General features: G+C 48.0%; 16 protein-coding genes. 9 read left to right on the top strand and 7 right to left on the bottom strand.

The features are described from left to right. Positions 1-12 precede the first annotated feature (12 nt). From RF679_RS11080 to RF679_RS11090, 3 genes are read left to right on the top strand one after another with little or no spacing between them, the layout of a single operon-like run. Entirely contained in the window at positions 13-495 is a 483-nt protein-coding gene (locus RF679_RS11080) for a dihydrofolate reductase (RefSeq protein ID WP_309480689.1), read from the top strand. Positions 496-502: 7 nt separating this feature from the next. Further along, positions 503-1,072, top strand: coding sequence for a DUF4337 domain-containing protein (locus RF679_RS11085; RefSeq protein WP_309480690.1), 570 nt, complete (start codon positions 503-505; stop codon positions 1,070-1,072). A gap of 12 nt (positions 1,073-1,084) precedes the next feature. Continuing rightward, complete coding sequence (locus tag RF679_RS11090) at positions 1,085-1,858, top strand: hypothetical protein (RefSeq protein WP_309480691.1); 774 nt, start codon at positions 1,085-1,087, stop codon at positions 1,856-1,858. 122 nt (positions 1,859-1,980) lie between these two features. Here RF679_RS11090 and RF679_RS11095 read toward each other — a convergent pair whose 3' ends face one another. Next, positions 1,981-2,661, bottom strand: a complete 681-nt coding sequence (locus RF679_RS11095) for an ABC transporter ATP-binding protein (RefSeq protein WP_309480692.1) — start codon at positions 2,659-2,661, stop codon at positions 1,981-1,983. Positions 2,662-2,675: 14 nt separating this feature from the next. Here RF679_RS11095 and RF679_RS11100 point away from each other — a divergent pair, with 14 nt between their 5' ends. Beyond that, positions 2,676-3,368, top strand: a complete 693-nt coding sequence (locus tag RF679_RS11100) for an arylesterase (protein WP_309480693.1) — start codon at positions 2,676-2,678, stop codon at positions 3,366-3,368. Then, complete coding sequence (gene mnmH, locus RF679_RS11105; RefSeq protein WP_309480694.1) at positions 3,368-4,447, top strand: tRNA 2-selenouridine(34) synthase MnmH; 1,080 nt, start codon at positions 3,368-3,370, stop codon at positions 4,445-4,447. The genes RF679_RS11100 and mnmH overlap by 1 nt, the downstream gene beginning before the upstream one ends. Here mnmH and ccoS read toward each other — a convergent pair. The 6 genes from ccoS to RF679_RS11130 all read right to left on the bottom strand — a co-directional run bounded on the left by ccoS (position 4,444) and on the right by RF679_RS11130 (position 10,071). Next, on the bottom strand, positions 4,444-4,587 hold the full coding sequence (gene ccoS, locus RF679_RS11110) for a cbb3-type cytochrome oxidase assembly protein CcoS (protein WP_309480695.1): 144 nt from the start codon (positions 4,585-4,587) through the stop codon (positions 4,444-4,446). The two genes, mnmH and ccoS, sit on opposite strands and share 4 nt — an antisense overlap. A gap of 50 nt (positions 4,588-4,637) precedes the next feature. After that, positions 4,638-6,947: a heavy metal translocating P-type ATPase gene (locus RF679_RS11115; protein WP_309480696.1), complete on the bottom strand. Its 2,310-nt coding sequence runs from the start codon at positions 6,945-6,947 to the stop codon at positions 4,638-4,640. Positions 6,948-6,966: 19 nt separating this feature from the next. After that, on the bottom strand, positions 6,967-7,245 hold the full coding sequence (locus tag RF679_RS18910) for a heavy metal translocating P-type ATPase metal-binding domain-containing protein (RefSeq protein ID WP_373921673.1): 279 nt from the start codon (positions 7,243-7,245) through the stop codon (positions 6,967-6,969). A gap of 602 nt (positions 7,246-7,847) precedes the next feature. Next, positions 7,848-8,222, bottom strand: a complete 375-nt coding sequence (locus RF679_RS11120; protein ID WP_309480697.1) for a Rieske (2Fe-2S) protein — start codon at positions 8,220-8,222, stop codon at positions 7,848-7,850. A 98-nt stretch (positions 8,223-8,320) separates the two neighbouring features. Then, on the bottom strand, positions 8,321-8,980 hold the full coding sequence (locus RF679_RS11125) for an HAD-IIIA family hydrolase (protein WP_309480698.1): 660 nt from the start codon (positions 8,978-8,980) through the stop codon (positions 8,321-8,323). 137 nt (positions 8,981-9,117) lie between these two features. Beyond that, on the bottom strand, positions 9,118-10,071 hold the full coding sequence (locus RF679_RS11130) for an RluA family pseudouridine synthase (protein ID WP_309480699.1): 954 nt from the start codon (positions 10,069-10,071) through the stop codon (positions 9,118-9,120). Between the two features lie 751 nt (positions 10,072-10,822). Here RF679_RS11130 and RF679_RS11135 point away from each other — a divergent pair. From RF679_RS11135 to moeA, 4 genes are all read left to right on the top strand, one after another. Next, the gene (locus tag RF679_RS11135; RefSeq protein ID WP_309480700.1) at positions 10,823-14,017 is read left to right on the top strand and encodes an Rne/Rng family ribonuclease; all 3,195 of its coding nucleotides are present in this window, start codon (positions 10,823-10,825) and stop codon (positions 14,015-14,017) included. A 347-nt stretch (positions 14,018-14,364) separates the two neighbouring features. Next, complete coding sequence (gene moaA, locus RF679_RS11140; RefSeq protein WP_373921674.1) at positions 14,365-15,555, top strand: GTP 3',8-cyclase MoaA; 1,191 nt, start codon at positions 14,365-14,367, stop codon at positions 15,553-15,555. A 10-nt stretch (positions 15,556-15,565) separates the two neighbouring features. Next, positions 15,566-16,267: a molybdenum cofactor guanylyltransferase MobA gene (gene mobA / locus RF679_RS11145; RefSeq protein ID WP_309480702.1), complete on the top strand. Its 702-nt coding sequence runs from the start codon at positions 15,566-15,568 to the stop codon at positions 16,265-16,267. A 25-nt stretch (positions 16,268-16,292) separates the two neighbouring features. Then, positions 16,293-17,597: a molybdopterin molybdotransferase MoeA gene (gene moeA, locus RF679_RS11150; protein ID WP_309480703.1), complete on the top strand. Its 1,305-nt coding sequence runs from the start codon at positions 16,293-16,295 to the stop codon at positions 17,595-17,597. The last annotated feature ends 69 nt before the right edge of the window (positions 17,598-17,666 follow it).

A 17,666-nucleotide genomic window follows, 5' to 3' on the forward strand; every position in this document is an offset into this window, starting at 1 on the left:
GCCTAAAACAGTATGAGTAAAATAAGCATCATCGTCGCCACTGATAAATGTGGCGGTATTGGCATCAATAATCAGCTGCCGTGGCATTTACCTGAAGATCTGCAGCACTTCAAAAATACGACCTCAGGATTTCCCATCATCATGGGGCGCAAAACCTATGATTCCATCGGTCGCCCGCTTCCAAAGCGCCGCAATATCGTGATCACGCGTAACCAAGAATGGAACCAAGAAGGCGTTGAAACGGTCAACTCATTGCAACAGGCGATCGATTTGCTGAATGGCCATGAAGCCTTCGTCATTGGTGGTGCTCAGATTTATGCACAAGCTTTGACACAAGCCGATCGATTGGTCGTCACGGAGATCCAAGCAGAGTACGACTGTGATGCTTTTTTTCCGAGAATTGACCCTCAAATATGGGTAGAAGACTCGCGCCAACATTTCCATTCAGACAATGGCAATTTGGCGTATGATATTGTTATTTATATAAAGAAGTAGGATTTTTATGTCTGGACACGGATTTCATGTACATGGCCCACACGACCATGAATTAGAACACGCCGCCCACGGTAATGACTCATTTTCCAGCCGCATCGCGGTTATGACTGCGATTATGGCAACCGTCGGCGCGCTGATTGGTTACAAAGCAGGCGCTACTCAAAATGAAGCTGCCATGTTGAAGAATGAAGCGGCGATCAAAAAAACCGAAGCGGCCAACAAATGGAGCTACTATCAATCGAAGTCAGCCAAACAAAATCTTGCTGAATTAGCGATCTCTTTGCCCGGTACCGATACAGAAAAATACAAGACTGAAGTCGAGCGTTACAAGAAAGAAAAAGAGGATATCAAAAAGGAAGCTGAAGCTTACGAAAAAGAAGTCCAAGAGCTCGATCACCAATCTGAAGGTGCCCTACATCAGCACCATCGTTGGGCGCAAGCCATGACTGCCGTACAAATCGCTATTTCTCTCGCTGCAATCGCTTTATTAACCAAGAAAAATTGGTTACAGTATGGCTCATACGCGGTTGCCGCCGGTGGCCTAGTTATTTCTGGCTTTGCTTGGTTTCATCTTTGATCAAAGAAAACTATGAAAAGTATCGTTCTGGTTCCGCTATTGATTTTCTCGGGAGTCGCATGCGCACAAGAACCTAGTGCCATTGCGTTCAGCTTGAAGTCCCCGCTTGAGCAATATAAAACCAAACAGCTAGCAAGTGTGACACTCGCGGGCTCTGGTATGCAGCTAGTATCTGCAGAGAACGACTCAGGTTCACTGAAAGGACGGCCATTAGTAATCAAAACTAGTGCGCTTGCCAATTTCAACTTTTCGAAGAACGACAAGATCCAATACGGATTCAAGTTGGAAGCAGATCAGTTTTTTGATCCATTCGCGTTCGAAAAGCGTCTCGATGCAAAACTCGATCATAGCAACCAAAATCGCATTCAAACTGGTGCTTATCTTCACTATCGTTTTACGCCCGACTACAGCTTGACAGCCAGCGCGACACGCTTGAACGGAGTCGAAAATGGCAAGGTATTCAGCGTTGGCGCAAAAGCCAGCAAGTTTTTTGGTCGCAAGCATTCATTGACTGCTAACTTCAGCTTTAACTGGAGCAATACTCGCCCCAATATTTGGTCGCAATTTGATCGTAATCTCAACTTTGAAAACGGCTTTAGCGCCAGCAAATTGAGTACCCGCCCAGACCTGCGCTTAGGTGTGACGTGGAACTGGGAAATCAATTCGAACTGGAGTATTTCCACCGGAATGAGCGCACGTCACTTTATGAATGATGTCAATAAAAACCCATTCAATACGCAACGCTCTTCGGTAACGATTTTCTCCGTCGCCAATTATCGATTCTGATAAACATAAGCAGGGAAAACATAACAGCTCTCTAGATTGAAAACCAAGAGAAGCTGGCGAATAAGCGAAGTAGCCAAAAGGCCTTAAAGAGAGCGCACCGGAGGTGGTGCGCTTCTTTTATTTTAGCTTTGCAAATGTCCTGCAGCAATTTTCAAAGTGCGACCGCATCGAGCCGCAATCGACATATCGTGAGTGACTAGAACCAAGGTTGAACCGCGTTCGCGATTTAATTCGAACATCAACTGAATGACCGCTTCGCCCGTCGCTGCGTCTAAACTACCCGTCGGTTCATCAGCAAATAACAACGGAGGTTCAGTCACGAAAGCGCGCGCCAACGCAACGCGCTGTTGTTCGCCGCCGGATAAGTACTTGGGATAGTGCTTAAGACGCGCTGATAATCCGACCTTCTCTAGCATCGCCTCTGCCTTGGCTTTCGCATCTTTATCGCCACGTAATTCCATCGGCAACATTACATTTTCTAACGCGGTCAAATGCATCAAAAGCTGAAACGATTGAAACACGAAACCTAACTGATTTTTACGAAATAAAGCACGTCCATCTTCGTCGAGAGCAAAAATATCAACCCCACCTAGGTTTACTTTGCCGCTACTAGGCGTATCGAGCCCCGCCAAGATTCCCAACAGAGTCGATTTGCCCGAACCAGACGCCCCTACAATTGCGACTGTCTCACCCGCATTGACCGTAAACTCGATATCATTGAGGATACTTAATTCGCCAGTCGCATCGGCCACGCGTTTGTTTAACTGACTTACTTCGATTGCCAACTTTGCGCTTTCATTCATAGGGTTCACTTTTAATGATGTTTCGACAGATGATTCGACAACAATTTCAACAACAAATTCAACAGCAGGTTCAATGGATTCAAAACAAACTCCATGCTGTTTTGATCGCCACAGCAATCGTCATGTCGTTGGCTGTTCCAAGTTTGGCACATTCTGCACCAAAAACCATACTTGTGCTTGGCGATAGCCTCTCTGCAGAGTATGGCATCACACGCGGCTCGGGCTGGGTTGCCTTACTGGAGAAGCGTCTGAGTGAAAAGAAATTGGGGTTCAAAGTCTTTAACGCAAGTGTCAGTGGTGAAACCAGTAGTGGTGGCAAATCACGTTTGAATGCACTCCTACAAGAACATCGCCCTCAGATTGTCATTATCGAATTAGGCGGCAACGATGCCCTACGCGGTCTCGATCTGAAAGCCTCAGAAAGTAATTTTAGGGAAATGGTAAAGAGCGCACTTGCATCAAAATCCAAAGTCTTATTGGTAGGCATGAAAATCCCTCCTAACTACGGCAAGACCTACGGTGATCAATTCTTCAATTTGTATGCAAAAATCGCCAAAGAGAACAATATTCCCTTAGTACCATTCTTGTTGGAAGGAGTGGCTGAACAGGCAGAGCTATTTCAAGCCGATCGCATTCATATGAAAGCAGAGGCTCATCCACGCATCCTCGACAATGTCTGGACCAAACTCGAAAAGATGCTCAAATAATGAAATATCCGCACATCATTTCCATCGCTGAAGTCATCGCTCAACTACATGTGTTCGATACCATCATCGACGCCCGTAGTGAAGCCGAGTTTGAAGAGGATCATTTACCCGGGGCGATCAATTGCCCCGTACTGAACAACGAAGAACGTATTCGAGTCGGTACCTGCTACAAACAAGTCGGAAGTTTCGAAGCGAAGCGAATCGGTGCAGCACTTGTGGCAAGGAACATCGCCAACCATATCGAACAAAGTTTCCATGACAAGCCGCGCGAATGGCGCCCATTAATCTACTGCTGGCGCGGCGGCAATCGTAGCGGATCGATGGCAACCATCTTTGCCAAGATTGGTTGGCCAGTCGCGCAACTTGACGGCGGCTACAAAGAGTTTCGCCGACACGTCAATCAGGCACTCGCCGAGCTTTCATCACAGTTTTCTTGGAAAGTTCTATGCGGGCCAACGGGCAGTTGTAAGAGCAAATTGCTACAAGAGTTATTGCGAGGTGGCGCACAGACACTGGACCTCGAAGCACTCGCTGGACACCGAGGTTCTGTGCTCGGCAGCCTACCCGAACATAGACAGGCCTCACAAAAAAGTTTTGAAACAGCTATCTGGAATTCATTGCGCCAGTTCGACAAGACTAAGCCCGTTTTTGTCGAAGCGGAAAGCAAAAAAATAGGAGAACTTCGCGTCCCTGAACTCTTAATGGAATACATTCGCCAAGGCGAGTGCGTCCAAATCGACCTTTCAATGGAATCCCGCATCGAATTCTTATGTGATGACTATCAGCATCTGGCGGATACACCAGAGCAGCTCACCCAGCAGCTCAGCTTTCTAACATCACTGCACGGGCATCAGCAGATCAAGGACTGGCATCGACTCATACAACAAGGCGAGCTTAAAACATTAGTGAAGGAACTACTCGAAAAACACTATGATCCAGCCTACACCAAGAGTGCGGTTCGAAATTTCAAAAAACTTAGGGAAGCAAGACACTTCATGCTAGCGTCACATCACATCGACGATATCGCAAAGATCGCTGAGGAAATCAAAGTAAGATTCGAAGCCGACGATGCGATCTAATCATCTTTATCTTCGATGATACTTTGCCCGACTTGGTCGAGTTCTTCAAATTGTCGATGATTAAGAGCCCACCAGAATACCCAGCCAATTGCGAAAATCAACACAACGCTGAGTGGAACTAGCAAATACATAATATCCATCGTGAAATCTCACTGAGCAAAACGACGTGTTTTGAGCGCCGCTGATTAAATTATTCGATGCCATTCTCAATGTTGGAACTTGGCGGCTGCAAACGTAAAACACGCAAACCATTCAGTACCACGAGTAAAGAGCTCAATGACATCCCGAGTGCCGCGTGCCAAGGCTCTAACCAGCCAACGACTGCCGCTGGAATCGCTATTAAATTGTACAACATCGCCCACGCCAAATTCTCACGAATCAGCTGGTAAGACAATTTGGAAATTTTCAGGGCGTAAAGGATGTCCATCAATCGATTTGACATCAATAAGGCATCACTGCGGGTTTGCGACATGGGCGCCCCCTGCCCCATCGCGATTGAGACGTTGGCCAAAGACAATGCAGGACCATCATTCATACCATCACCCACCATCACAACCACAGCACCTTGTTGTTGCAAGTGCTGAATCAATTCATATTTTTGATGTGGCTGAAGTTGAGCGTGAAAATCATCGATCCCCACCGCCGCCGCACATTCACTGACCACATCGACCCGATCGCCAGATAACAATAACACTTGTTTTCCTTGATCTCGTAGAGCTTGCACCATGTCTGCTGCATCATCGCGCAGGCCATCCTCTAAGACGTAGTAGGCCAAGACTCCTTCTTGATCTGCGAAAACAGTGACGCTCTTACCTTTAGCGTGTTCCGGTAACTCCCACATCTTGCCACTTAATTCCAAGGCATATTCCGGTCGACCGAATCGCAAGAATCGCTTCTCATATTCGATTTGTAATCCAGCACCCGCGACCTCTGTAAAATTACCGATCTGAATCTGACTTGCTTGATCTCGTACCGACTTTGAACTCGATTCAATTAAATGCAAGTGAACGGCTTTAGAAACCGGGTGTAAAGATAACTCAGACACCCTCAGTAACAGTGCTTCCAACTGAAGTTTGTGTTGAATGTCACTCTGAATCGTGGCCGACAGTTCGAGCGAGTCTGTTTTACTTGTCAGATCACTGCGACAATCCACGTGCTCAGCCACCACACGCAAACGCCCAAAAGTAAGCGTCCCTGTTTTATCGAAAACAAAATGACTCGCGTGTGCCAACGATTCGATCGCCTGACCTTTCGTCAACAACATGCCTGCTTTCGCGAGCTGCCCTATCGCTGCAGACATGACGCCCGGCGTGGCTAATGACAAAGCACACGGACAAGTCACGACGATGACACTTATACCGATCCACAGCGCACGACTCGGATCAATGAAACTCCACGCTAGACCACTCAGTACTGCGATCACCATAATCATCAGCAAAAATTGACTAGCGTGTTTATCCGCAATTTGTACCCATCGAGGTTTGGTCAAACTGGCGTTTTCCATCATGCCAATTAACTGAGCCAAACGCGTTTCTTTGCCAACCTTGGTCGCGTGCACTAGCAAAGCGCTATGTTGATTAACGGATCCTGCAATGACTTCATCGCCGACTTGTTTTAACACCGGCACCGACTCGCCAGTCATCAAGGCCTCATCACACTCACTACTGCCCTCTACAACCGTACCATCACAGGGAATTTGCTCTCCAGCAGGTATCAGTAAAACATCACCTGCAGCCAATGAGGCCGCTTCAATTTGTTCGGTACTGCGGTCGATTGGATAGGCCTTCAAGCGCGTCACTAAGCTTCGTGGTAATTGAGTCAAGGCTTGCAGCGCTGCATTGGTGCGTCCCTTTACGATGTCCTCAATGAAGCGGGCACCCAGCAACAAGAACACAAACATAATCGCCGAATCGAAGTAAACCGCGCCACCAAAAAAGCTCGCCCAAACACTCGCAAAAAAGGTCAGCAAGATACCGAGAGACACTGGTACATCCATACCGATATGACGATGACGTAAATCACGTATGGCATTTTCGAAGAAGGGACGCGCCGAAAAAAGAATCACCGGCAGACTGATCACCAAGCTCGCCAATTTGAGAAGTCGATCAATGTCGGGGGTGAGATCACCGTCAACACTGGGTTCTGGCACCAAGTAGGCTGGGAAAGCATACATCATGACTTGCATCATGGCGAAACCAGCGATGAATAGACGCCATAATGCGCGCTTACGTTCCTTTTGTTGGAACTCAGTCAAAGACTGATGCGCAGGAAATGCCGCATAACCCAGTTTGACGATTTGTTGAATAATGGATTTAAGATCGATTGCGCGCGGATCCCATTGCAGATCTGCACGTTGATTGAGCGGATTGATGGTGAATTTGCGAACTCCCTCTTGCTGGCCGACACTGTACTCCAATAACTGCACACAAGCCGCACAGCGAATGCCGGCGATGCTGAGTTTTTCAGATTCTAAAGTCGGAACATTATTCTCAAGCGACATCGTATTTTTGCCTACAGAATCAGTTCACATTGACATCTTTTGCAGCGAGATACTGATCCAACAGTCCTTCTCGCAAAATCGTTTGCACGACCGCCTGACAACCATGGCAGCAAACAGGCTGGGCTTCCCCGTTAATTTGAACAGTCAAAGCATTTTTGACACGCATCGATTCGCCACAATGGAAGCACGTGCACGACTCGCCGCGTACGGCGGTGATCCACGCATCAAGGCGACTCCGAAAGTGATTTGGCAAAGAGAGATTCATACTTATTGACTCATTTGTCGACGATCTGATCATTGGTAGTCAAATCATCGCGGATCACATGAGATCTTATTTTTCATTTATTTTGGGGCAGCCCTATAGTAAAGCAAGCAAGCCAAAAAAACTTGATTTGTCGCAAGATATCATTGCAAATATCCTAAAGTCTGGCGAGCTCAAATCAAAACGGCCTTTAGAACTTGCACTATGCTCGCAGTAAACTCGTACTAAGCTCGTACTAAAGCCGCTGCTTGGTGGCTACTTATCTCAGCGAATCTTTCTCTCAGCCCAATTTGCAAAACAAAAACACGAAAAAAAACGATGGTGTTTGCCATCGTTTTTTATTTGCTTTTACAAGCTGGAGCTTATGACAAGTTCCTTTTTCGAGCAAATACGCCCGTCACTGTACTGCGCAAATTGGTTTGATTACCTCTACTTCATAACCGGTAAAAGTCGTACACCGGATTTCAAACTTCTTTGGTCTAAACGAGTCTTCAATGCAAAAGTAGTGACGTATTTTGACCTCCTCTTTTGAACCAGTTACGCAGTCAATATAGGACAGCGTTTGAGGAGAGCAAAGAAAAAATTTTCTATCTAAAAGTGAGCTCAGATTAAAGAAAACAAAGGCTACATTTTTGCTATCAGTTCGACGCCGCAAGTGGAGGCTTGATATAGTCGTCCGGAGTCCAAAAAATTTTCCCATCTTGCTCAAGCACAGCAATTTTTCGCAAACGTCCACCGCGACAGGGACCACCAGTGCAATGGCCCGTATCAGGCACATAAATCGCACCGTGGGTTGCGCACATAATGTAAAGGCCGCTACCTTCGAAAAATTCGCCAGGAGTCCAATCCAACTCGACCGGTACATGCGCACAGCGGTTCAAATAGGCATGTGCCTGTCCGTCAAAACGAACCACAAATCCAGTCGCCTCATCACCACCGGCGATCACAGGAAATCGAATTCCTTTGCCACCCTCTTCAACCTGACTCGATTCACAAATCAAATAATTTTCCATATCTCACGATCTCCATCTTGGCTGTCGTTTAAAGTCCTCGCAGCGCCCTTGCTTATCGACAGCCCCAACATTCAAGATGCCAAGGATTAGTCTTCAGATTATTTTGGCTGTACCAACCATTGGTGTAAATCCGGTACATTCTTGGCGGAAAAAATCGGTGCGCATGTTTGTAATGTTTGCGGATCGTGAGCACCATATTCGACCGCCACTGCTACCGCTCCAGCATTGTTCGCCATTTGCAAATCGTGCGTGGTATCACCAATCATCACGGTACGCCGCATGTCTTGACCCAACTCGCGGGTGAGCTCTTGTAACATTGCAGGATGCGGCTTTGAAAAGGTCTCATCGGCACAGCGCGTTGCATCGAAGAAGGAACTTAACTTGGACGTATGTAGTGCGCGGTTTAATCCCACTCGGCTTTTGCCGGTCGCCACCGCTAAAAAATAACCTTGTTGCGCCAAGTCAGTGATCATTTCTCTGACTCCCTCGAACAGTGGGAGCTCGTGATCTTTCGTAAAGTAATGGACACGGTAGCGGTCAATCACTTTCTGGGTCATGGATCCATCCATCTCTGGAAAAACCCGGGCGATCGCCTCTTGCAAACCCAAACCGATCACATGCGATGCGTCTTTATCTGTTGGAACTGGCAATCCCAAGTCTTTAGCAGCACCTTGCAAACTACGGACAATCGTCATCGTGCTGTCCATTAAAGTACCGTCCCAGTCAAAGACGATGAAGTCAAAACGCTTATTTGGCATGATTGTGAAGTCTGGGGAGATCGCCTTTTGAGCAAGACCCAGCAGCAAATGTAATATTGTTCTTATTGTACCTGATCAAACTGCGAGGCGTTTTCTAGAAGCAAGGTCTCTGAAGTTTAAACCTTAATCTTGAGCGACTAGCCGTCCACCATCAGCGATCGCACGAAGTTTTCACATTCTTTCGGCAAAGGCGCGTTGAGTTTCAGAATCTCGCCAGTGGCTGGATGTCGAAAGCTAATCTGATGCGCGTGAAGAAACATCCGTTTCAAGGCCCCACGATGTTCATTCGCTTTCAATAATTCTCGATTCAAAGCGAAATCACCATATTTGTCATCACCAAGAATTGGAAATCCACTGGAAGACAAATGCACACGGATCTGATGTGTGCGTCCGGTTTTTAACTCCGCTTCCAACAAAGCAAAATCCTTAAACTTTTTCTTCAAAGAAAAAACCGTGTGGGACTCCATCCCATCCGCTTGAACTCGCACCCGACGCTCGCCATCGGCCGTTGTATATTTATGCAAAGGCAATTTGATATGTTGCCGTTGATTACGCCAATCACCTGCGACCATCGTTAAGTAACGTTTGTCCGTTTCGCCATCACGCATCTGCTCATGCAAACTCACCAATGCCGTACGTTTCTTGGCTAACAACAAAAGACCTGAAGTCTCGCGATCGAGGCGATGGACTAATTCCAAGAACTTCGCTTCTGGGCGGGCCGCACGTAATTGCTCGATGACGCCAAAACTCACGCCAGAACCACCATGCACCGCGACACCGGCAGGTTTATCAATGATTAAGAGATGAGGATCTTCGAAAATAACCGCAAATTCCGCGCCTGGAACATGATTCGATGGCTTTTCAGCAACTCGAATTGGTGGAACTCTGACAACATCACCTTCTTTTAAGCGATATAACTGATCAATTCGCCCTTTATTCACCCGCACTTCACCAGAACGTAGAATGCGGTAAATATGACTTTTAGGAACACCCTTGCAAATTCGCAACAAAAAATTATCAATACGTTGCCCAGCGTCATCTTCAGCAACCGTAAGGAGTTGCACCTGCGCAAAGTTTTGTTCACTGGCCATTTTCGACGAATTTTGAAGTATTCCCCCCATTTTTATCGCTAAGTCCTTCATTTTGAATATATAATCACCAAAGCTTAAAAGTCGCTATTAATGCGTTCACTTGAAAGCGCGTGTTGGAAAGATCAGTATTCTACACAGGGGCGTGTCTATCGGCCTCGCCATTTTCGCAAATTCGATAGAAAAGATGTGTATGCACATCGTTTTGCAAGTCAGGGTTGCAACCAAATGTGGCAATCGGGCTTTCACAAAACGATTTGGATCAGTTAGTTTGAAATATAAAGGATAAGTCCGGCAAGACGCTGCAATTGACTTTAATTGAGCAGCTTGCCGGTTGATAGTTTTAATAAACCGAGTCGATTTTGTTGAAGACGCACAATCGCGTGCTGTTTGTTTCGACACTGAATACGACGTTGAAGTGACGTTGATTTTTAGCAAGTTGCGCATCGCCTGAGTTTGAAGACGCCAGCTGAAGTTTGCACCCAGTGTGCACGACAGCGAGTAGCGGCCAACTGAGAGACATGTGCACTCGACTGACTGGAAAAACTATCCGCGCCAAGCGCATGAATAACCTATTGATGGTTACGCACCAGAGCTTTTGCCTGCGTTGTGCGACATTCGACATCAGTATCGTTTCATGCCAGTGGCATTTCCCGCCCGCTCAAACTCTCCGCTCCTCGCATACATCCAATGGGAGCAGTCCTCGTTGCGCAAGCATCTGAGGCTTAGGTGGCTTTATGCCATGGAGAAAACTATGAAACGTATGCTGTTTAACGCAACACAGCAAGAAGAACTGCGTGTTGCTATTGTCAATGGGCAAAAACTCATTGACATCGATATCGAAACAACCGGACGCGAACTCCGCAAATCGAATATCTACAAAGGTGTTATCACCCGTATCGAACCATCCTTAGAAGCTTGCTTCGTCAATTACGGCGAAGAACGCCACGGCTTCTTGCCTTTCAAAGAAGTCGCTCGCTCTTACTTCAAAGAAGGTATCGACGTCCGCAATTCGACCATCAAAGACGCCCTGCGCGAAGGTCAAGAAATCATCGTCCAAGTAGAAAAAGAAGAACGCGGCAACAAAGGTGCGGCTCTGACTTCTTTCATTTCCTTGGCTGGCCGCTATTTGGTGTTAATGCCAAACAACCCACGCGGTGGCGGTGTTTCTCGTCGCGTCGAAGGCGAAGATCGCCAAGAGTTGCGCGAAACCATGGACAAACTAGACTTGCCAGCCGGCATGTCTGTGATTGCCCGTACCGCTGGTATTGGTCGCAATGTTGATGAATTGCAATGGGATCTTAATTACCTGATGCAATTGTGGCGCGCCATTGATGGTGCTGGTAAGTCGGGCCAAGGCGCCTTCTTGATTTACCAAGAATCCTCGTTAGTGATCCGCGCGATTCGCGATTACTTCCAACCTGATATCGGCGAAATCCTGATCGATACCGACGATATTTACGAACAAGCACAGCAGTTCATGAGCCACGTCATGCCTGACATGGTTCATCGCGTCAAACGCTACAGCGATGACGTGCCTTTGTTCTCTCGTTTCCAGATCGAACACCAAATCGAAACCGCCTACTCGCGTACCGTACCCTTGCCTTCTGGTGGCGCGATCGTTATCGATCATACCGAAGCTTTGGTTTCCGTCGACGTCAACTCAGCACGTGCAACACGTGGTGGCGATATCGAAACAACTGCATTCAATACCAATCTTGAAGCGGCCGAAGAAGTTGCCCGCCAATTGCGTTTGCGCGACTTGGGCGGCTTGATCGTGATTGACTTCATCGACATGGAAAACGCGAAGAATCAGCGCGAAGTAGAAACGCGCTTGAAAGATGCTTTGCGTTACGATCGTGCGCGCGTTCAGATGGGTAAGATCTCCCGTTTTGGTTTGATGGAATTGTCACGCCAACGTTTGCGCCCTTCTCTGTCTGAAGGCAGCCACGTAACCTGCCCACGTTGTAACGGCACAGGCCATATCCGCGATACAGAATCGTCCGCATTGCAAGTCTTGCGCATCATCCAAGAAGAAGCAATGAAGGAAAATTCAGCAGCGATCCATGTTCAGGTTCCAGTTGACGTTGCAGCATTCTTGCTCAACGAAAAACGTGGCGAGATTTTGAAGATCGAAACACGCCACCGTGTTACTGCTATCCTGATTCCAAACAAACATTTGGAAACACCACATTACAAATTAGATCGTCTCAAACATGATGATCCACGCCTAGAAGAAGCTCATGCAAGCTATGCGATGGCTGAGCAAGTTGATACCGACATCGGTTATAACAAGCGTCAAAAAGATGACGTGAAGCCGCGTCAAGAAGCCGTTGTGAAAACAATTACGCCAGAAACAGCACCTATCGTTGAACGCAAACCTGAACCTACGAAAGAAGTTGCCAAAGAATCGGGCGGTTTGTTCGCAGGTATCGCAAAATTCTTCAGTTCTTTGTTCGGTAGCGCAAGCGAAGCTGCTCCTGCTGTCGAAGAAAAACCGAAACATGCTCGCGATAAGAACGACCGTAATCGCCAACGTAATCGCCAACGCAATCGTGGCCGCAATGGCAATGGTGCGGAAAACGAAGAACGCAATAGCAAAGGCAACGATAAATCCAACGATCGTGCCAACGACAAATCAGTAGATAAATCTGCTGATAAAACGAGCGATAGAGTAAGCGATAAAGAGCAAAAATCTTCCTCTGAAAACAATCAACAGCGTCAGAACAAACAGCAACAACGCCCTGCACGCGAGGAAAAAGAAGGTCAAGAATCTCGTCGTGAACGTCAGCAAAAACAACGTGATGCTCGCAAAGAAAATAATGCGGAAGCAAAACAGGAAGACTTAGCGGTTGCATCCGCAGCACCGTCTATTACAGCGGCTGCAGCAACGACTCCAAGTCACAAACCTAAACTCACCGAAAGTTCTGAAGCGACTGCGGATGTTGAAAACGCAGATGCACCTAGCACAGAGGAAGGCCGTCGTCGCCGCAGAGGTGGACGCAACCGTAATCGTCGCGATCGTCATGCTGCAGAAAACGCTGAAATGACAACGACTGAAAACAATGGTGAAGTAGCCGTCGCTGCGCCACCAGCATTTATTCCTGTCGTTGATCTGTTGCAAAGTGAAGCAGCAAGCGCGGATAGCAAGCCTGTTCAATCTAGTTTGGATTTGGCTCCAGAGGCACAATCAACAGCATCCGCAGCAACAGCACCACAGGTAACTGCACCTGCAGCGCCTGAGGCAACAACAACTGAGGTTATAACTGAAGTTGCAGAAGTCGTTTCGACCACCGTTGCACCAGCTGCGGTAGAGGCTGCTCAAGTGGCCAACGAAGCTAGCGCAACTGCTGAAGTGAAAACCGTCGAGCCAAGTGTCGCAGAGTCGAACCTTGTAGCAAATGCCGAGCCTGTCACTACTGCTGCAAGCATTGAAGCTGCACCGACTCAATCAACAGCAAGCGAAGCTGCACAAAGCGAAGTATCTGTAGCGCCGCAAACACCAGCTCCTACTGAAGTAATCGCGCCAGCTGCCGTGGCTACAGAAACCGTTGCGGCTGTCACCGAGGTCGTCGCAGAGATCGCTGCAGAAGTAACGGCTACAACAACAACGGCTGAGGTAAGCCCTGCGCCTGTACCTGTACAAGCAGATTTGTTGAGTGAAGTTGCAGTAGCGCCGCAAGTTGAAGCGACTGCCAGCGTAACGCCAGTTGAAACAGTCCCTGCACCGGTAGGCAAGCCAGCAATCCAAAAATCGGATCGCGTGGAAGACCTCAGCGAAGTGTTAGCGAAAGCGGGCTTGGTTCTGGCAAGCACAGATCCAATCAAGTTAAAGGCTGCACAAGAAGCGGCCGTACAAACTACTGTTGCGCCACGTGTCATCCGTGAACGCAAAGCCGCAACAGCCGTTTCGAATGAACCTCTAGTTCAAGTCGAAACAAAACGCTGAATGCAGCTCTCGTTTTTGGACTGAAGCTGAAATAAAATTGACCAGCTCAGGCCAACAATGACAGCCTAGGTAAAATGAAAAAAGGCCTGAAACTTTTTACAAGATTCAGGTCTTTTTTTCGTCTTGATTGAGCGCTCTCAAGCTTCAATCAAATCATTTCTATAGTACTCGCCAGTGCCAGATCCAGATCCAAGAAAGCGCTGTGAGTGCAATGAAGTAAGATCGACTTGAGTCAGGTCAATTTTGACTCTGCAACATTCGGTACATCGTGCTATCTTTACAGCTTGGCTCTAAAATCAAGTTTCACTATAAGACTTTTTGTGGTCGTTCATTAGATCACCTAGCTCATGTCAGAAAAGTTTATCCCTATTCAGTCAGTCACGAAAAGCTCAAACGATCAGGCCCTGAGCGGCGCGAACAATTTGAGGCTTCGACATTGGGACACGCCAGTACGCACAATCGCTGCTGAAGGTGAGCTCCGTGATCAGCGCGGTCGTCACTTGCATGATCTCAGAATTTCGATTACCGACCGATGTAACTTTCGCTGCACCTACTGCATGCCTAAAGAGGTCTTCACCAAAGACTATCCTTACCTACCTCATTCCGAGCTATTGAGTTTTGAAGAGATTGAGCGCCTCGCAAGAATCTTTGTTGCGCATGGTGTACGTAAAATTCGTTTGACCGGTGGTGAACCTTTACTGCGTAAAAATGTGGAGCGGCTGGTCGCCATGCTGGCGCAATTAAGAACACCCGATGGTCAAGCGATCGATTTGACACTCACGACGAATGGTTCTTTATTACCGCAAAAAGCACGCGCACTCAAAGAGGCTGGACTCAATCGGCTCACCGTGTCACTCGACGCACTCGATGATTTGATCTTTAAACGCATGAATGATGTCGACTACCCCGTCAGCGCCGTCCTCGATGGCATTTCCGCTGCAGAAGCTGCAGGCTTTGCATCGATCAAAATCAATATGGTCGTCAAACGCGGAGTGAATGATTCCGAAATTCTGCCGATGGCGCGCTACTTTCAAAAGACTTCACAGGTACTGCGTTTCATCGAATTTATGGATGTGGGCGCCAGCAATGCATGGCAGCATCAGCACGTTGTTAGCAGTCAAGAAATTATCGATCGATTACAGCATGCTGGGCTCGAACTCGCGCCGGTAGCGCCGCAGCAAAAAGGTGAAACGGCGGTGCGTTATCGCTATCAGAATGGCGGCGAAGTGGGCTTCATTTCCAGCGTCAGTCAAGCCTTCTGTGGCGATTGCAATCGTTTACGTTTATCAACCCAAGGTGCACTGTACACCTGCTTGTTTGCGACACAGGGTCATGATCTGCGCAGCCATTTGCGCGCTTCGGAATTTACCGATCAAGCCACGGCTGACGCGGCCTTAAGCACGATTATCCGACAAATTTGGGAAGCCAGGCAGGATCGCTACTCGGAATTGCGCGGGCAAACTTCGCCAGATCATTTCTCTGAACACAGACACACAGCGCTCGCACAAAAAATCGAGATGTCTTACATCGGCGGCTAAATAATTCACTATGATCAAGTGTGACGCCATCACTGGACTCATTCTCGCAGGTGGTCGTGCAAGTCGCATGGATTATCTCGATAAAGGTTTGCAACTACTCGATGAGAAACCCTTAGTACAGCATGTGGCGGAACGACTCGCGCCACAAGTGAGCACCGTCATCATTAGTGCTAATCGCAATCAAGAACACTACCAAAATTTCGCTCAATCGGTGGTATCTGATCAAGATCCAAATTTTGCAGGTCCCTTGGCGGGTATGGTCAGCGCATGGGAACACTGCGACACTGACTATTTGCTCACTGTACCGTGCGACTCCCCTTTTCTTCCGCTCGACTTAGCCACTAGACTTGCACAGGCCATATCTGCCACAGGCGGCACGGCACTCGCAGCGATCGCAGTAACAAGGAGTGCAGAAGAAAACACTCAAGCACAGATCCACCCAGTGTTCAATTTGATGCACCGAGATGCCGCGCCAATATTGCGTCAGTTTGTCGCTAACGGTGGCAACAGAGTACGTGTGTTTTTCGAATCGATACAGGCCCAGCAGGTGCATTTCGATCATGCTATAGCCTTCACCAATATCAATACCCAACACGACTTACTGCGCTATTCTGGCATCGGCATGAGCGATGTGACTGCACGATACGATACAAATCTAGCTGGCCAAAATGGCGATGACAGTTATGTTAACGATGCCACTCAGCGAACTTAGGCAACACCACCAGAACGAATTAAACATGTCTACATTAGAAGAACTTTGCGCCCCCTACCAAAATCAAGACAGTCTGAGTGTCGAAACCGTGCGTGACATCATGCGTGCTTTCATCAGTCCCACGACACGGATTGAAACTGTATCGCTCCATCAAGCATTTGGACGCGTGGTCGCGACTGACATCTGCTCGCCGATCAATGTTCCACCGCACCATAACTCTGCCATGGACGGTTATGCCTTTCATTCTACCGTTCTGCAAGAGGCAGAGACACTTGAGCTAACTGTCGTCGGTGAACGCTTGGCAGGATCACAAGAGTCACATTCAGTAGAACTACATCAGTGCATACGCATTATGACCGGCGCGGTCATGCCAGATAGCTGCGACACTGTCATCCCACAGGAAATGTGTGAAGTCTTTCACGACGCTGCGGCTGGTTCGACAAAAATTCGTTTTCAAAATCAGAGAATATCGGCCGGTACGAACCGCCGCTTAGCTGGCGAAGATTTGGCAATAGGCCAGCACATTGTGACCAAGGGCAAACGTCTACATGCGGCGGATCTTGGACTGCTTGCTTCGGTCGGCATTGCAGAAGTTCCTGTCTATCAAACTTTACGTGTAGCTTATTTTTCGACTGGAGATGAACTACGTTCGCTGGGCGAAACACTCGATGCAGGCTGCATTTATGATAGCAATCGATTCACCTTGTGCGCACTATTGCGTGAAATGCAGATCGACGTCATCGATTTGGGCGTAGTACGTGATGAGCCCGAAACATTGCGAGGCCTAATACAGCAAGCCTGCCGCGACGCCGACGTGATTCTGACTTCGGGCGGGATGTCGATGGGCACGGCCGACTACACCAAGCAAATCATGCATGAGCTCGGCGAAGTCCAATTCTGGAATGTTGAAATGCGCCCCGGGCGCCCCATGGCATTTGGCCGCCTACGATCAAATGTCACAAAACGATCATGCTATCTCTTTGGTCTCCCCGGCAATCCAGTTGCGGCCATGCTCAACTTTTTGTTCATCACCCGCCCCGCCCTGCAGCAACTACAAGGCTTGCTTTCCACCGAAACTCTGCTGGTTCCAGCAAAGTTGAGCCATGGTATCCGCAAGCGTCCCGGTCGCACTGAATTTCAACGCTGCATCGTCCATCTTGATGCGACTGGTCAGTTGTACGCTTCGACTACAGGATCACAAGGCTCCGGCATCTTACGTTCAATGTCAGAAGCCAACGCGATCTTGGTGCTGGGGGATAACACGGGTGATCTTTCAGCCGGAGAGATAGTTCATCTCCATCTATTGCATGGTCTTTTTTCTAACTTTTAGATGTGGATGATGGGCTCTAAGACCTTAAGAACTTGAGAGCGCTCAAGCAAAACCGTGAATTCTTGCGTA

The sequence above is a fragment of the Undibacterium cyanobacteriorum genome (assembly GCF_031326225.1).
GTDB classification, from domain to species: Bacteria; Pseudomonadota; Gammaproteobacteria; order Burkholderiales; family Burkholderiaceae_D; genus Undibacterium; species Undibacterium cyanobacteriorum.

Coding starts and splice junctions, on each gene's coding strand:
- RF679_RS11125 (WP_309480698.1), bottom strand. CDS start 8,980: ATGCCAAATAAGCGTTTTGACTTCATCGTCTTTGACTGGGACGGTACT.
- RF679_RS11115 (WP_309480696.1), bottom strand. CDS start 6,947: ATGTCGCTTGAGAATAATGTTCCGACTTTAGAATCTGAAAAACTCAGC.
- RF679_RS11130 (WP_309480699.1), bottom strand. CDS start 10,071: ATGGCCAGTGAACAAAACTTTGCGCAGGTGCAACTCCTTACGGTTGCT.
- RF679_RS11085 (WP_309480690.1), top strand. CDS start 503: ATGTCTGGACACGGATTTCATGTACATGGCCCACACGACCATGAATTA.
- RF679_RS11135 (WP_309480700.1), top strand. CDS start 10,823: ATGAAACGTATGCTGTTTAACGCAACACAGCAAGAAGAACTGCGTGTT.
- ccoS (WP_309480695.1), bottom strand. CDS start 4,587: ATGGATATTATGTATTTGCTAGTTCCACTCAGCGTTGTGTTGATTTTC.
- mobA (WP_309480702.1), top strand. CDS start 15,566: ATGATCAAGTGTGACGCCATCACTGGACTCATTCTCGCAGGTGGTCGT.
- moaA (WP_373921674.1), top strand. CDS start 14,365: ATGTCAGAAAAGTTTATCCCTATTCAGTCAGTCACGAAAAGCTCAAAC.
- RF679_RS11080 (WP_309480689.1), top strand. CDS start 13: ATGAGTAAAATAAGCATCATCGTCGCCACTGATAAATGTGGCGGTATT.
- moeA (WP_309480703.1), top strand. CDS start 16,293: ATGTCTACATTAGAAGAACTTTGCGCCCCCTACCAAAATCAAGACAGT.
- RF679_RS11090 (WP_309480691.1), top strand. CDS start 1,085: ATGAAAAGTATCGTTCTGGTTCCGCTATTGATTTTCTCGGGAGTCGCA.
- RF679_RS11095 (WP_309480692.1), bottom strand. CDS start 2,661: ATGAATGAAAGCGCAAAGTTGGCAATCGAAGTAAGTCAGTTAAACAAA.
- RF679_RS11100 (WP_309480693.1), top strand. CDS start 2,676: ATGATGTTTCGACAGATGATTCGACAACAATTTCAACAACAAATTCAA.
- RF679_RS18910 (WP_373921673.1), bottom strand. CDS start 7,245: ATGATCAGATCGTCGACAAATGAGTCAATAAGTATGAATCTCTCTTTG.
- mnmH (WP_309480694.1), top strand. CDS start 3,368: ATGAAATATCCGCACATCATTTCCATCGCTGAAGTCATCGCTCAACTA.
- RF679_RS11120 (WP_309480697.1), bottom strand. CDS start 8,222: ATGGAAAATTATTTGATTTGTGAATCGAGTCAGGTTGAAGAGGGTGGC.